Annotated in this window: 13 protein-coding genes; 7 read left to right on the top strand and 6 right to left on the bottom strand. The window is 49.4% G+C overall.

All coding sequences use genetic code 11. The features are described 5' to 3' along the window. Positions 1–141 precede the first annotated feature (141 nt). From FOB24_RS00440 to FOB24_RS00430, 3 genes are all read left to right on the top strand, one after another. Entirely contained in the window at positions 142–813 is a 672-nt protein-coding gene (locus tag FOB24_RS00440) for an SOS response-associated peptidase family protein (RefSeq protein ID WP_000334635.1), read from the top strand. Positions 814–992: 179 nt separating this feature from the next. Further along, positions 993–1415, top strand: coding sequence for a translesion error-prone DNA polymerase V autoproteolytic subunit (gene umuD, locus FOB24_RS00435; protein ID WP_000600201.1), 423 nt, complete (start codon positions 993–995; stop codon positions 1413–1415). Further along, positions 1415–2686: a Y-family DNA polymerase gene (locus FOB24_RS00430; protein WP_000457553.1), complete on the top strand. Its 1272-nt coding sequence runs from the start codon at positions 1415–1417 to the stop codon at positions 2684–2686. The genes umuD and FOB24_RS00430 overlap by 1 nt, the downstream gene beginning before the upstream one ends. A gap of 145 nt (positions 2687–2831) precedes the next feature. On the opposite strand, the gene FOB24_RS00425 is transcribed toward FOB24_RS00430, so the two are convergent. Both FOB24_RS00425 and FOB24_RS00420 read right to left on the bottom strand, forming a co-directional pair. Further along, positions 2832–3803 (bottom strand): ParB family protein, encoded by a 972-nt coding sequence (locus FOB24_RS00425; protein ID WP_000756331.1) that lies wholly within the window; start codon positions 3801–3803, stop codon positions 2832–2834. Further along, entirely contained in the window at positions 3800–5005 is a 1206-nt protein-coding gene (locus tag FOB24_RS00420; RefSeq protein WP_000817638.1) for an AAA family ATPase, read from the bottom strand. The genes FOB24_RS00425 and FOB24_RS00420 overlap by 4 nt, the downstream gene beginning before the upstream one ends. Positions 5006–5612: 607 nt before the next feature. On the opposite strand from FOB24_RS00420, the gene FOB24_RS00415 reads away from it, so the two are divergent. Next, positions 5613–7439, top strand: coding sequence for an AAA family ATPase (locus tag FOB24_RS00415; protein WP_003830762.1), 1827 nt, complete (start codon positions 5613–5615; stop codon positions 7437–7439). 171 nt (positions 7440–7610) lie between these two features. Here the strand turns inward: FOB24_RS00415 and copM are convergent, their stop codons facing one another. From copM to silR, 4 genes are all read right to left on the bottom strand, one after another. Further along, positions 7611–7961: a CopM family metallochaperone gene (gene copM, locus FOB24_RS00410; protein WP_000695683.1), complete on the bottom strand. Its 351-nt coding sequence runs from the start codon at positions 7959–7961 to the stop codon at positions 7611–7613. Positions 7962–8109: 148 nt separating this feature from the next. Continuing rightward, positions 8110–8541: a silver-binding protein SilE gene (silE, locus tag FOB24_RS00405; protein WP_000725002.1), complete on the bottom strand. Its 432-nt coding sequence runs from the start codon at positions 8539–8541 to the stop codon at positions 8110–8112. Positions 8542–8777: 236 nt separating this feature from the next. Beyond that, a complete protein-coding gene (locus tag FOB24_RS00400; protein ID WP_001230590.1) occupies positions 8778–10256 on the bottom strand; it encodes a Cu(+)/Ag(+) sensor histidine kinase in 1479 nt (492 codons plus the stop codon). After that, on the bottom strand, positions 10249–10929 hold the full coding sequence (gene silR / locus FOB24_RS00395; protein ID WP_000697973.1) for a copper/silver response regulator transcription factor SilR: 681 nt from the start codon (positions 10927–10929) through the stop codon (positions 10249–10251). Before silR ends, FOB24_RS00400 begins: the two co-directional genes overlap by 8 nt. A gap of 189 nt (positions 10930–11118) precedes the next feature. On the opposite strand from silR, the gene FOB24_RS00385 reads away from it, so the two are divergent. From FOB24_RS00385 to FOB24_RS00375, 3 genes are all read left to right on the top strand, one after another. Then, positions 11119–12504, top strand: coding sequence for an efflux transporter outer membrane subunit (locus tag FOB24_RS00385; protein ID WP_000475508.1), 1386 nt, complete (start codon positions 11119–11121; stop codon positions 12502–12504). 28 nt (positions 12505–12532) lie between these two features. Next, positions 12533–12886, top strand: coding sequence for a cation efflux system protein CusF (gene cusF, locus FOB24_RS00380; RefSeq protein WP_001246157.1), 354 nt, complete (start codon positions 12533–12535; stop codon positions 12884–12886). Positions 12887–12977: 91 nt separating this feature from the next. Further along, positions 12978–14270, top strand: a complete 1293-nt coding sequence (locus FOB24_RS00375) for an efflux RND transporter periplasmic adaptor subunit (protein WP_000168542.1) — start codon at positions 12978–12980, stop codon at positions 14268–14270. Positions 14271–14273 lie beyond the last annotated feature (3 nt).

Raw genomic sequence — 14273 nt, 5'->3', positions numbered from 1 at the left:
ACCGGCAGAGCGAACCCTTGCATTCGAAGCGGCCCGGCTACAGTAGCGGCACGGCGGCCACACGATGGCAGGAACCTGAAATACAGCCTATGTTCAGAACTGAGGTGAACCCTGATTAGAGCTCCACAGCGGAGAAACACAATGTGCGGTCGGTTTACGCAGTATCACTCCCGCGAGAAGTACCTTTCCTTTCTCGGAGAAGAAGCAGAACGGGATATTCCGTATGATCCGGAACCCGTCGGCCGCTACAACGTTGCCCCCGGGACACGGGTATTGCTGCTGAGCGAACGCCGCTCGCAGCTGCAGCTTGATCCAGTTCACTGGGGGTATGCCCCGGAGTGGTGGAACAAGCCCGCTCTTATCAACGCCAGAAGTGAAACTGCGACCGGCAGCCGGATGTTCAGGCCACTCTGGGAGCACGGACGGGCCATTGTTTTTGCCGACGGCTGGTTCGAATGGAAACAGCAAAACGGCGTGAAACAGCCGTTTTTCATTTACCGTAAGGACGGAAATCCACTCCTGCTCGCAGCCATCGGGAAACCACCTTTTGAGAACGGCAATGACCAGGAAGGCTTCCTTATCGTCACAGCAGCTGCGGATGAGGGACTGCTGGACATTCACGATCGGCGACCGCTCGTGTACTCACCGGCTGCCGCACGTAAATGGCTCAGCGAAAACACAACCGGTAAAGAGGCGGAAGACATTGCCTGTGAGGGCAGTCTTTCGGCCGAAGATTTCACATGGCACCCCGTCAGTCGGGCTGTTGGCAATCCCCGGAGCCAGGGCCGGGAACTTATTGAGCCGCTGGCTTAGCAGACGGAGATATACCTGGCATCCACTCACAGGGTTATGCACCGTTTCTGTGGATAACCCTGAGCCTGTTTTATCTGCCAGAACAATAACCTGGCAGGAGCAGGTAAAATTCTCCTTGCAGGACGTGAAACATCTTAAATAATACTGTATATAAAAACAGTTATTTTAAGAGGTATACCATGATCCTTTTTGTCACTCCCGCATCTGAGCCAGCACTGTCTACCGCACCACTTTTCACAGAGCGCTGTCCGGCAGGTTTTCCGTCACCGGCCGCGGACTATACCGAAGACGAACTGGATCTGAACGCCTACTGTATCCGTCGCCCCAGCGCGACCTACTTTGTCCGGGCCATTGGTGATTCGATGAAAGATATGGGCCTGCACTCCGGCGATTTAATGGTTGTCGATAAAGCAGAAAAACCTATGCAGGGGGATATTGTCATCGCGGAGACAGATGGCGAGTTCACCGTTAAACGCCTGCAGCTTAAACCCCGGATTGCTCTGCTGCCGATGAATCCCGCCTACCCCACCCTCTATCCGGAAGAACTGCAGATATTCGGCGTGGTGATGGCATTCATACATAAGACGCGGGGTAGCAACTAATGTTCGCCCTGGCTGACGTCAACAGCTTCTACGCGAGCTGTGAGAAGGTGTTTCGTCCAGACCTGCGTAACAGGCCTGTTGTGGTGCTCAGTAATAATGATGGTTGTGTCATCGCGCGCAGTGCCGAAGCGAAACGGCTTGGTATTAAAATGGGCGTCCCCTGGTTCCAGCTGAAGACGGCACAATTCCCGGAGCCGGTCATCACGTTCTCGAGCAATTACGAGCTCTATGCATCTATGTCCAACAGAGTGATGTCTCACCTTGAGGAGCTGGCGCCGCGCGTGGAGCAGTACAGCATCGACGAGATGTTTCTGGATATCAGGGGTATAGATGGCTGTATGGATTTTGAGGATTTCGGACGCCAGCTGCGCGAGCACGTGCGAAGCGGAACGGGGTTGACCATCGGCGTCGGGATGGGGCCGACCAAAACGCTGGCTAAAAGCGCACAATGGGCGTCTAAGGAATGGCGGCAGTTTGGAGGCGTGCTTGCTCTGACTTCAGGCAATCCAAAGCGGACGGAGAAACTGTTGTCACTGCAGCCAGTAGACGAAATCTGGGGGGTTGGCCGCAGGATCTCGAAGAAACTGAGCACAATGGGGATAACAACTGCACTGCAGCTGGCGCGCGCGAACCCTGTATTTATCAGGAAAAATTTCAACGTTGTGCTGGAGAGAACCGTCCGGGAACTCAACGGAGAAAGCTGTATTTCGCTGGAAGAAGCGCCTCCGCCGAAACAGCAGATTGTCTGCAGCCGCTCCTTTGGGGAGCGTGTAACGACATATGAAGCCATGCGGCAGGCAGTCTGTCAGTATGCTGAGCGTGCAGCTGAAAAGCTGCGCGGCGAGCGTCAGTTCTGCAGGCATATTGCCGTTTTTGTGAAGACGTCACCGTTCGCTGTAAACGAACCGTATTACGGGAATGTGGCCAGTGAAAAGCTGATGACTCCCACGCAGGATACCCGGGACATCATAGCCGCAGCGGTGAAAGCGCTGGATCGGATCTGGGTGAATGGCCATCGATATGCAAAAGCAGGTTGCATGCTCAATGATTTCACTCCTACCGGTGTTTCACAGCTGAATCTGTTCGATGATACTCAGCCCCGAAGCAACAGTAATCAGCTGATGAAAGTCGTGGACGGTATTAACCATTCAGGACTTGGGAAAGTCTGGTTTGCGGGACGAGGCATTGCTCCTGAGTGGCAAATGAAACGAGAAATGCTTTCACCAGCCTATACGACTCGCTGGTCTGATTTGCCAATAGCCAAACTATGACGAAGCAAAAACACAAGATAACTCGTGGTGATTTCACTATGAAAGAATTTTAAAAAAAACTTTATAATCAATGCAATAAGCATCAAAAAAGCATGGTGAAAAAAGTAAAAAAAAGATGCCATTTGGCATCCTTTTTTTTGAATTTTTATCCCCCCGATGAAGGCAGTTTTTCAAGAATACGCTTAATAGCTTCATCAATCTCTGACTGCACTTCATTAGATATACGTGAGAATTCATAAACAACAAGCCGCTTCTTCGAGTCAGTTTTCTTCCTTGCAAACTGGTTGCGATCAGCAAACTCTTTCAACTTCTCAGTTTCAACAGTTTTTGCAGGCGGCTCCATAAGAGCTTTGCTCTCTGCCCGAAAGACTGACAAGATTTTGCTTTTATCAATTGCTGGATAATCAGGCAGAGCCATCAGCTTTTGCCGCACTTTATCCATCAACTCCTTCACTGACGTTTTTTTGTGGTTTGCTTCTTCAGACAGTTTCAATAAAAATTGATAATCCGACAGCGAAATATCATTTATTACAGGAAATACAGAGATCATTTCGTCCGGTACTGATGCCGCCTGAAATGCCCGTGTAACTTTTGCAGAAGAGATATTTTCAGCCAGAGCAATCTCTTCTTTAGTCATACTGGTCCCATAGGTAACTTCCAGTCGTTTTCCCAGTTCTCGAAGACTATGCTCTCTTGCAGTCTGTATGTCTTTTGCAAGCTGCCTTGCGTCTGCAAGATCAATATCGTCTTTTGTTACCAAAATTTCGAATTTTACGTTGTTATAGATGCAGGCAGCCCGACGACGAGTACCGTCTAATATTTCAATTCGTCCGTTAACTTCCCGACCAATAGCAGGAAAGAATTGTTGAAGTTTAATCGTGCGGGAAATGTCAGTAACTGACTCGCGCGAAAGCATAGCCTGATCGCGTCCATTAACCGAAGCATCAACGAACGTCTTTAATTCAATCTCTCCGCTTAACACTACCGTTTTGACAAATTTGGCCTGCTTACCTGATTTAAGTGTAAAGGTTTTGACATCTCCGTCACTCTCCAGCATACGGGCGAACTCTGAATTGCTATTACCCAGAACGCGCCCTCTAGCTAAAACCTTTTTCATTTGGACGCTCCCCGAATGTATTCAATGCGATCAAAAACGGCTTTAGTAAAACGTTCCGCTTCGGTACGTGCTTTTTTCAGTGCCTCTGCACTTCCCGGGTACGAAACAGGGTTAGCACTAATGATGGTGTCAAAAGATTCACCACATCGTTCGAATCCATCCAACCGTGGAAGTGACGAGTCCAGAATGTTACTTGCATACACCTCACGAGCCAGACTATGGGACGTCTCATGATCGCGCTTACTGGTCATTTTTGACATAAATCCAATACTTGCACTCAGGCGTGGCTCTACACCTTCCTCTTCAAGACGTTCGAGCATTTCAGGCAAACGTGTTAAGTATTTAAGGGTTGAATGGAAATCAACCTGTGCTGGAGGGGTAGGGGTTAGTAGCAAATCACTCGCAGCCAGACCATTCAGAAGGAAGGGATCAAGATGAGGGCCAGTATCAATGAACACAAAATCGTAATCACCTGCGATACGGTCAATGATTGTTTTCCTGAGTACTTCAGAAGGCTTAAGGCCAGGTAAATGTTCTGCAACCAAAGACTCCCACTGGCTCGCCACGAAGCCGTCATCAATAGATGCAGGGATCACATCAACGCCAGGAATAATGGTGGGCCGAATAACCGCTTCTCGCAATGTTTCAGCATCGAGATCATTCAGCATTGCCTGAGCGGCTGTTTCGAGAACAGTACCAATACTATGAGTGTGGTCCAAAAACATGGTACTAGATGCCTGAGGATCAAGGTCTATAACCAGGATACGAAGATCATGGCGGAGCAAGTCCTGGTGTACACGTAGCGCATGTGCAAGCGTTACTGTACTGACTGTTTTTGATACCCCACCTTTTAGGTTTACGACAAAAATCACATAAGGATCTTTATGAATATCACGGTATTTAGGTATCTGCCGGTGGGCGTATATATCAATGACGTTCTGAATTGTTAATGCGTATTGCTCGACGTTGCCAACTTGCTTTTTATTGAATTCGTAGCCGCTTTCTTCCATTTCTTTTACGGCCAATTCAACTATACGACGGCTCAATTTTGGTAACTTTGCCACAGCATTTCGAGTATATGTCTGATGATATTCAGTCAGATTAAATTCTTTCCTTTGCTCCTCGATATCCCGGCTCATAGCCTGGAGTAAAGCACTTGCTCTGAGCGCTATAGTACCCACACTACCGTAATCGCGTTTCATCGTTTTTCCTCACAGATAGATTCCCTGCACATCATGGCGTACAAACTTTAATTAGATTGTACACATCAAATTTGAACGTACAACATATTTTGATAGAACATGAAAGTAATGTACATCACTGAGCGGCGGGTCTCATTAAAATTAGTGTCTACAAATTCAAAACCCCTCCTCTGTTCAGAACTAGCTTCTGAGCAGAGGAGGGGTTGGACAAGCTCTGTGAGCGCGTCAGTCTGTCACATATGGACATTTCACATCAAGAAGCCCCCAGGATAGCTGCAGCACTTCTGATGGGATTCCCACGTAAGAGATTGGTTTGGTGTAAGAATGAAAAGGTCACTCGTAGAAAGCAATAGTTTCAACGGTTTCATTAAATGCTCCAATCGGTGATCCCACAGATGCGAGTCTTCTCGGTTCTGCCAACGCAGTGTCCTGATCACCTTGTATTCATGCCGTTTTTTGTGACAGAAAGGACAAGGGTTATCAGAAAGTGGAGCGTGATCAAAATTCTTGAAGGCAAGTGAGATATGCTGATACCGGCCAGACTGGTTCTTAAAAATATTACATCTGACTACAGGATCCCCTTTTCTAATACACAGCAGGACTGCCTATGCGACTCAGAAAAATAAAACTGACAAATTTCAGGGGCTACAGAAACACAACGGAAATAAACATTGATGAGGGAATGACGGGTATTGTCGGGCGTAATGATTTCGGCAAGTCCACCATTCTTGAGGCTCTGGCTATTTTTTTTGAAACGGAAGGGATGAAGGCTGACAGAAATGACATGAACTGCTTCAGCCTGAGGGAAGGCGCGAGCCGTTTTGAAATCGCGTGCGAGTTTGATGATCTGCCGGAGTCTATAATTATCGACGAACGCGTGCAGACCACACTCGCCTCTGAACATCTGCTCAATAAAGACGGTAATTTCGAGATCGTAAAATCCTTTAAAGCCACAACGACAGGTAAACCTGAACAAACCTGCATCCGCTGCATGCATCCTGCGCACGAGCCCCTGAGAAATTTAATGGGGATGAAAATGGCGGAGCTCAGGGCCGTGGGAAAAGCCGTTGAAGAAAATGTGGCAGATAAACGCACGGCATCCTTATGGCGCCAGGCTATCAGGGAAGCCGCCGTTCCTTATGACTGCGCGGAAATTTTACTGGATGTCGACAAGGAGTTTGGTACCGACACAAAATCGCTGTGGGGCAAGATCCTCGATTTACTGCCCACGTTTGCGCTCTTTAAAGCCGACAGGGAGAGCAGCGACGGGGATTCCGAAGCCAAAAATCCCCTTCAGCAGGCGGTGAAGGATGCTCAGGCTGCACTGCAGGATAAAATCACAGCGCTTGAAAACGAAATTCAGGACAGTGTGCTGGATGTCGCCCGGCGTACGCTGGATAAATTACGGGAAATGGCACCTGAACTCGCCAGTGAACTGACGCCACGATTTAAGGAGAAACCGAAGTGGACCTTCAGTTTCACCCTGGACGGGGAAAATGGTATCCCCATCAATAAGCGGGGTAGCGGGATAAGGCGGCTAATTCTGCTGAATTTTTTCAGGGCTGAAGCCGAGAAAATGGTGGCGAATACGCAGCGAAATGTCATTTACGCCATTGAAGAGCCTGAAACATCCCAGCATCCGAACTACCAGGTTCTGCTGATGAAAGCGCTGCTGGCGTTAGCCTGCCAGCCACACCGTCAGATTATTGTCACCACTCATGTGCCGGCACTTGCCGGACTGATCCCTGTCGACGGTGTTCGTTATGTTACCCGGGATCGGTCAGGAGAACCTGTCGTAAAAATGCCTGATCACGCGGTACTGAAGGAAGCCACGGAAAGCCTGGGAGTGCTGCCGGAAACCGGCATGGAACGCGCGAAAGGCATTGTGCTGGTTGAAGGAAAATCGGATGTCACCTTCCTGAGGCATGCCGCACGTTCACTGAAGCAGTCCGGTGTACTGCCCGCCTGCCTGGAAGATGTCAGCGTTGTGCCTGTTCTGATAGGGGGGTGCGGGAGTGTCAAGCACTGGGTCACCTTAAACCTGGCCAACGATCTGGGCCTGCCCTGGTGCGTATTTCTGGACTCCGATACGGGCGGAGATCCCTCTCAGGCCCAGTCAATTCAGAAGCGAAAGAAAGAAGTCGAGGAGGCCGGGAGGATGTTTTTTGCCACGCGTAAGCGCGAGATAGAGAATTATCTTTGCCCGGATCTCATTCATGAACTCACCGGCGTACAGGTCACCTATACGGACACCTGTGATGCAAAAAAAATTATCGGCAGGGCGGTCGGCATGAAGCCTGATAATGTACTGGATACATTCTGGCCCCGGATGACGGGGGATAAAATCCTCGCCAGATCCACCTATCATGATGGTGTGCAGGAAAGAGTGGAGCTGAAAGAGATCCTGACCGAAATTATCTCCATGACGCACTGAATAATCGGCAGAGAAACTCAGACGGACTTCCTCATTCCAGAAAAACAGACTTCAGTGGTAATAAAATAAAAACCCGGAATAATTCGGGTTTTTATTAATTAACGATTAACAGATCCCCTGTACTCTGGGCACGATATAAAATCCACGCCCGGCATACAGTATTGACAACCCTTATTTCTGGTTATCAAGCCATTTGTTCATCTGGTCGATTTCGCCTTTCTGCGCTTTAATGATGTCCTCAGCCAGTTTTCTCATTTCCGGATCCTTGCCGTATTTGAGCTCCGTTTCAGCCATGGCTATTGCGCCTTCATGGTGTGCGATCATGCCTTTTGCAAAGGCTTTGTCAGGGTCGGGTTCCTTAACCGCAGCCATCATCTTCTCATGCATTTCATTCATGCCGGACATATATGCCTGCGACGAGGCAGATGACCCCATGTCACCCATCTTCATATCAGAATGTTCAGCAGAAATAGCAGGCATGGATAACATTAAAATAACCAGAAGGGAGGTTTTGATTTTCATGCAATTAATCCTTATTCAGGTTGATACAGGATAATTGTAGCTGAGAGGGATAAAAAAGCCCCCGTTCGGGGGCAAAAATGCAGCAACATATCCGGTTAAGGAAATATCTATCAAGGAAAAGGTAACAGCACTCATACTACAGCGGTACTCAGCCAGCGTTGATCATGCGGCGATGCGCTTCAGCCATCGCCTGGTGCGCCCCGGACTGGCCGTTATTCATGGTTTCATGGGCTACGGCCGCTCTTTCATGTTCATTCATCGCTGCGAACGAGACTGACGGGCGGGTATCGTTGACGGCAATATTTCCCATCATCTTTTGATGGTTTTCAGCCATTTTCTGGTGCGCTTCCGCAGAGCCATTGTTCATGGTTTCATGAGCAATGATGGCCTGTTCATGCTGATTCATTCCGGCCATCCGGGAGGTCTCCCCCTGGACAGCAGACGGGACAGAAGCTGACTGTATCTGGTGAGCCGGAGCCTGGGCATTATTGACGCGCTCGTGAATGTTCACGGTTTCAGCGGCCCATGACGCAGACACCAGGCCAAAACCTAAAGCAGTTGCCAGTACAATTTTTTTCATGGTAATTCTCCATTCCTGAATTAGTGATGTCCGGTTACTGAAGCCAGCGCATTCAGTGACAAACAGAATGCTGTTTCGCTTAACCTGTTTTACCGGGTGGCTGGCTGTATATTCTTCCTGGAAACATTTCCTGGCAGGTAATACAGCCTTCCTGATAAGTTGCACTAATTATATCGAATGGCTTCTGTTTGCCACGTGACAGGCTGATGACAACTTTGTCATTGTATTCCCTTAAATCACGATTGTGGGGTGCTATTTATTATTTTTTCAAGCCTTGGCACTGATAATATGAAACGTGTCGAGCGTACATCCGATTCCACATGGACCCTGCCGTGATGTGCTTCCACGATTGACTTTACAATAGCAAGCCCTATTCCACTGCCTTCACCTTTCCGTTGCCTGGAAGGATCCACACGATAAAAGCGGTCAAAAAGCCTTGATAAATGTTCTTCAGGGATTGGTTTCCCCGGATTTTCAATCATGAGTTCGAAATAATTTTCCTGTTCCTTTATCGATACGGTTACCGCCTGATCTTCCGGCGTATAGCGCAGGGCATTAGAGAGCAGATTGTTGATGGCGCGTCTGAACATCTGGGGATCACCTTCAATAAGGCAATGCACCCCGTTAAATTTCAGTGTGATGTTACGTTCCTCCGCCCAGGCTTCGAAGAAATCGAAGACTTTGATGATCTCCGCACTCAGGTCGAACATAACCCGGTCCGGGATCAGCTGATTATTATCCGCCTGCGCCAGGAAAAGCATATCGCTGACCATCTTGGTCATCCGGTTATACTCCTCAAGACTGGAGTAGAGGACATCCTCAAGCTCCTTCTGCGTCCGGTCCTGACTCAGTGCAATTTCAGTTTGCGTCACGAGATTAGTAATCGGCGTTCTGATCTCGTGTGCAATATCGGCAGAAAAATTGGCCTGTCGGGTAAAAACATCCTCAATTTTCTCAATCATGTGATTGAAAGAGACGACCAGCTGCTCCAGCTCAATGGGCACACGTGAGGGCTCCAGCCGTGCATCAAGATTTTCCGAGGTGATATTTTTAATGGCATTACTGACGTTACGCAGGGGCAGGTGTCCCTGACGAACTGCAATGCGGATGATGAACACAATCAGCAGGCTTATCACTACAGCAATCGCAATCAGATTCTTTTTCAGCGCGTCGAGATAGTGAAGATGAAAATTGATGGAGAGGCCCGTCAGCAGGACATAGTTCTGGTTTTTTCCCTGCAGTGTCGCGGTTCCTGAAGAGGCGATAATCCGGTAGGTTTCCATCTTCATGCCCGGCCCGCCGTGCACGGGCATGACCGGATCTTCCACCGTCCAGAGAAAAACATCCTGCGCGCGAGTGTGTGAGCCGAAGTCCGCCGTCTTCATCGCCGGACGTAATGCCGCCCCCTGTGCCGAAGTGAACAGGATATTTCCCTGCGGATCCATCAGCAGAACGGCAACGTTACGGTAACTGGCAATCGACTCCTTTATTTTGCTTATCTTTTTTTCATCAGGATCGGCCGGCGACTGGAGTATGCCGTGCATTGTCTTGCTGATTTGTTGCAGATCGCTGACATCCTGCTCGGCAAAATGATTCTCAACGGAATGCAGCATAAACCAGGTAAAGGCGATAAACGCCAGTATCGTGGACAGGCTGATAAAAAAGGTCAGCCGCAGGGCGAGAGAGAAAGGGCGCCTGGAGAGCATTTTACGCATCAGGGACCTCAAGCATGTAGCCCACGCCCCGTACCGTCTGGATAAGCTTCGGCTCGTAATCATTGTCTATTTTAGCGCGAAGCCGCTTGACCGCGACGTCAATGGCATTTGTGTCACTGTCAAAATTCATGTCCCAGACCTGAGAGGCAATCAGAGAGCGCGGGAGAACTTCCCCCTGATGACGAACGAAAAACTCCAGCAGACTGAACTCCTTACTGGTCAATAAAATGCGGTTCCCGGCGCGACTGACCTTTCTTGATACAAGATCAATCGTAAGGTCGGCCACCTGGAACTGGCTCTCCGTGATCACCGTATTACCCCGTCGCAGCAGGGTTCGTACCCGGGCGAGAAGCTCAGCAAACGCGAAAGGTTTTACCAGGTAATCATCCGCACCCAACTCAAGCCCTTTTACGCGGTGTTCAATCGTGCCGAGGGCGGTCAGTAATAATACCGGCATCCCCTTACCGGCATTGCGCAGCATACGAATGATATCCCAGCCGTTCACATCAGGCAGCATGATATCCAGGATCACCAAATCATACTCGGCGGTCATGGCGAGATGATACCCGGTCAGACCATTATCAGCATGATCGACCACGAATCCGGCTTCAGTCAGCCCCTTGCTGAGGTATTCACCGGTTTTCATTTCGTCTTCAACGATCAGTATTTTCATCTTTCTCTCCGACAGGCTGCTAATGTCATTCTATTGCGCCCGCGACCGTTATCAACGGATGACAGCAATAATGACAACATTGTCATTATTCTGTCACCCGGCAAACAGAGAGCGTTCTGTAAAGTATCCCTATCAATAATCCGGACTTCATTTGAACCATTTACCAGGTCGGCCTGGACGAGAAGCGTTATGTTCAAATTAAAACTACTTAGCATCAGCACGATATTCATCCTGGCAGGCTGTGTCTCTCTGGCGCCCGAATATCAGCGGCCGGCAGCACCGGTACCCCAGCAGTTCTCCCTGTCCCGCAACAGCCTGGAGCCGGCGGTGACGGGATACCAGGACACCGGGTGGCGTAACTTTTTTGCCGATCCCGAGGTGACCCGGCTTATCGCTGAAGCCCTGACCAATAACCGCGATCTCAGAATGGCCGCCCTCAAGGTGGAAGAGGCCCGGGCTCAGTACAACGTCACGGATGCAGACCGTTATCCTCAGCTAAATGCTTCTTCAGGGATCACCTACAGTGGTGGACTGAAAGGGGACAAACCGACCACCCAGGAATATGACGCAGGTCTGACGCTCAGCTACGAGCTCGATTTTTTCGGCAAGCTCAAAAATATGAGCGAGTCTGACAGGCAGAACTATTTCGCCAGCGAAGAAGCCCGTCGTGCCGTACATATCCTGCTGGTCTCAAATGTTTCCCAGAGCTATTTCAGTCAGCAGCTGGCTTATGAACAACTCCGTATCGCACGGGAAACGCTGAAGAATTACGAACAGTCCTATGCGTTCGTTGAGAAACAGCTGGTCACCGGCAGTACAAACGTTCTGGCACTGGAACAGGCTCGCGGGCAGATAGAAAGTACCCGTGCAGAGATCGCCAAGCGAGAAGGCGACCTGGCTCAGGCCAATAATGCCCTGCAGCTGGTACTGGGAACGTATCGCGCGCTTCCATCGGAAAAAAGGATGGAAGGCAATGCGATCAAACCAGTAAAACTGCCACCAAACCTGTCATCGCAGATTTTGCTGCAGCGGCCGGATATTATGGAGGCGGAATATCAGCTGAAAGCCGCTGATGCCAATATCGGCGCAGCGCGTGCCGCCTTTTTCCCGTCCATCACGCTGACCAGCGGGCTTTCGGCAAGCAGCACGGAATTATCCAGCCTCTTCACACCGGCGAGTGGAATGTGGAATTTTATCCCGAAAATTGACATCCCGATTTTTAATGCCGGCAGAAACAAAGCCAATCTGAAACTCGCTGAAATTCGTCAGCAGCAGTCAGTGGTTAATTACGAACAAAAAATTCAGGCGGCATTTAAAGAGGTTGCTGACACGCTCGCGCTGCGGGACAGCATTAATCAGCAACTGGAGGCACAACAGCGTTATCTTGACTCATTACAGATAACGCTTCAGCGTGCCAGAGGATTATATTCCAGTGGCGCCGTCAGTTATATCGAAGTGCTTGATGCAGAACGTTCTCTGTTTACCACGCAGCAAGCCATTCTGGATCTTACCTATTCCCGGCAGGTCAATGAAATTAATCTTTTCACTGCGCTGGGTGGCGGTTGGGTAGAGTAAAGCTATTTAATTCATCAGGAAATATAAAATGCGTAATTCACTTAAAGCAGTTGTATTTAGTGCTCTTTCCGTAATGTTTTCAGCGGGGCTGCATGCAGAAACCCATCAGCACGGCGAAATGAATGCTGCCGGTGATGCCTCAGCACAGCAGATAATTAAAGGAACGGGGGTTGTCAAAGACGTTGACCTCAGCAGTAAGAAAATCACGATTTCTCACGAAGCCATCCCGGCGGTTGGCTGGCCTGCTATGACTATGCGCTTTACCTTTGTGAATGCAGACGACAGCATTACGGCGCTGAAGGCGGGCACTCATGTTGACTTTACGTTTGTTCAGCAGGGCAATATTTCTTTACTCAAAAGCATCAACGATACGCAGTCCTGATTGACAATCCGGAGCGAATGTAACCTGTGCGCCTGTTAATTAATCATCAGGCGCATATGCCAGGGGTTTTGATTTTTTAGCGGGAAATTGTATGGCTTCTTCAAAGATAAAATATGCTGCAATAATTATCAGCAGCCTCATAGCGGGAGGGCTGATATCTGTCACTGCCTGGCAGTTTGTAAATTCCGCACAGAAAGCTGAAAAAACAGAAAATACCGAAAAGGAACGCAAGGTGCTTTTCTGGTATGACCCCATGAAGCCGGATACCAAATTTGACAAACCCGGTAAATCCCCCTTCATGGATATGGATCTGGTGCCTAAATATGCTGATGAAAACGAAGATAAAGGCAGCAGCGGGATCCGTATTGACCCGACTCAGGTGCAGAATCTGGGACTGAAAACACAAAAAGTCTCGCGCGGAATGCTGAATTATTCCCAGACAATCCCTGCCAACGTCAGTTATAACGAATATCAGTTTGTTATTGTTCAGGCCCGTTCTGACGGCTTCGTTGAAAAAGTCTATCCCCTGACAACAGGCGATCATGTGAAGAAAGGGACGCCGCTTATCGATATTACCATTCCGGAATGGGTGGAGGCGCAAAGTGAGTTCCTCCTGCTGTCCGGGACCGGCGGCACGCCCACGCAACTGAAAGGCGTTCTGGAACGGCTTCGCCTGGCAGGCATGCCGGAAGAGGACATTCAGAGACTGCGTTCCACCCGCAGTATTCAGACCCGGTTTACCATTAAGGCACCTATCGATGGTGTCATCACTGCGTTTGACCTGCGTACCGGTATGAACATTTCGAAAGATAAAGTAGTGGCCCAGATCCAGGGGATGGATCCGGTCTGGATCAGTGCGGCAGTCCCGGAATCCATCGCCTATCTGCTGAAAGACACTTCACAGTTTGAAATATCGGTACCGGCTTATCCGGACAAAACATTTCATGTTGAAAAATGGAACATTCTCCCGAGCGCAGATCAGACAACCCGCACGCTGCAGGTACGTCTGCAGGTCACGAACAAAGACGAACTGCTTAAGCCGGGTATGAATGCGTATCTGAAACTGAATACTCAAAGCCAGGAAATGCTGCTGATACCGAGCCAGGCCGTGATTGATACCGGTAAAGAACAGCGTGTGATCACCGTTGATGATGAAGGCCGGTTTGTGCCGAAAAAAATCCACGTTCTGCACGAATCACAGCAACAGTCTGGTATTGGTAGCGGGCTGAACGAAGGCGACACCGTGGTGGTCAGCGGCCTCTTCCTGATTGACTCGGAGGCTAATATTACCGGTGCACTGGAGCGCATGCGCCATCCAGAAAAAACGGACGACACAATGCCCGCAATGACTGACCAGCCTGTAAACATGCATTCAGGACACTGAGGA

It is taken from the genome of Citrobacter werkmanii (assembly GCF_008693645.1).
GTDB classification, from domain to species: Bacteria; Pseudomonadota; Gammaproteobacteria; order Enterobacterales; family Enterobacteriaceae; genus Citrobacter; species Citrobacter werkmanii.
This window is presented reverse-complemented; position numbering and strand designations above follow the sequence as displayed.

Bases quoted from the DNA above. Each gene is read 5' to 3' on its own strand.
- umuD (WP_000600201.1), top strand. From the start codon at position 993: ATGATCCTTTTTGTCACTCCCGCATCTGAGCCAGCACTGTCTACCGCA.
- FOB24_RS00420 (WP_000817638.1), bottom strand. From the start codon at position 5,005: ATGAAACGCGATTACGGTAGTGTGGGTACTATAGCGCTCAGAGCAAGT.
- FOB24_RS00400 (WP_001230590.1), bottom strand. From the start codon at position 10,256: ATGCGTAAAATGCTCTCCAGGCGCCCTTTCTCTCTCGCCCTGCGGCTG.
- silE (WP_000725002.1), bottom strand. From the start codon at position 8,541: ATGAAAAAAATTGTACTGGCAACTGCTTTAGGTTTTGGCCTGGTGTCT.
- cusF (WP_001246157.1), top strand. From the start codon at position 12,533: ATGCGTAATTCACTTAAAGCAGTTGTATTTAGTGCTCTTTCCGTAATG.
- silR (WP_000697973.1), bottom strand. From the start codon at position 10,929: ATGAAAATACTGATCGTTGAAGACGAAATGAAAACCGGTGAATACCTC.
- FOB24_RS00385 (WP_000475508.1), top strand. From the start codon at position 11,119: ATGTTCAAATTAAAACTACTTAGCATCAGCACGATATTCATCCTGGCA.
- FOB24_RS00425 (WP_000756331.1), bottom strand. From the start codon at position 3,803: ATGAAAAAGGTTTTAGCTAGAGGGCGCGTTCTGGGTAATAGCAATTCA.
- copM (WP_000695683.1), bottom strand. From the start codon at position 7,961: ATGAAAATCAAAACCTCCCTTCTGGTTATTTTAATGTTATCCATGCCT.
- FOB24_RS00375 (WP_000168542.1), top strand. From the start codon at position 12,978: ATGGCTTCTTCAAAGATAAAATATGCTGCAATAATTATCAGCAGCCTC.
- FOB24_RS00440 (WP_000334635.1), top strand. From the start codon at position 142: ATGTGCGGTCGGTTTACGCAGTATCACTCCCGCGAGAAGTACCTTTCC.
- FOB24_RS00415 (WP_003830762.1), top strand. From the start codon at position 5,613: ATGCGACTCAGAAAAATAAAACTGACAAATTTCAGGGGCTACAGAAAC.
- FOB24_RS00430 (WP_000457553.1), top strand. From the start codon at position 1,415: ATGTTCGCCCTGGCTGACGTCAACAGCTTCTACGCGAGCTGTGAGAAG.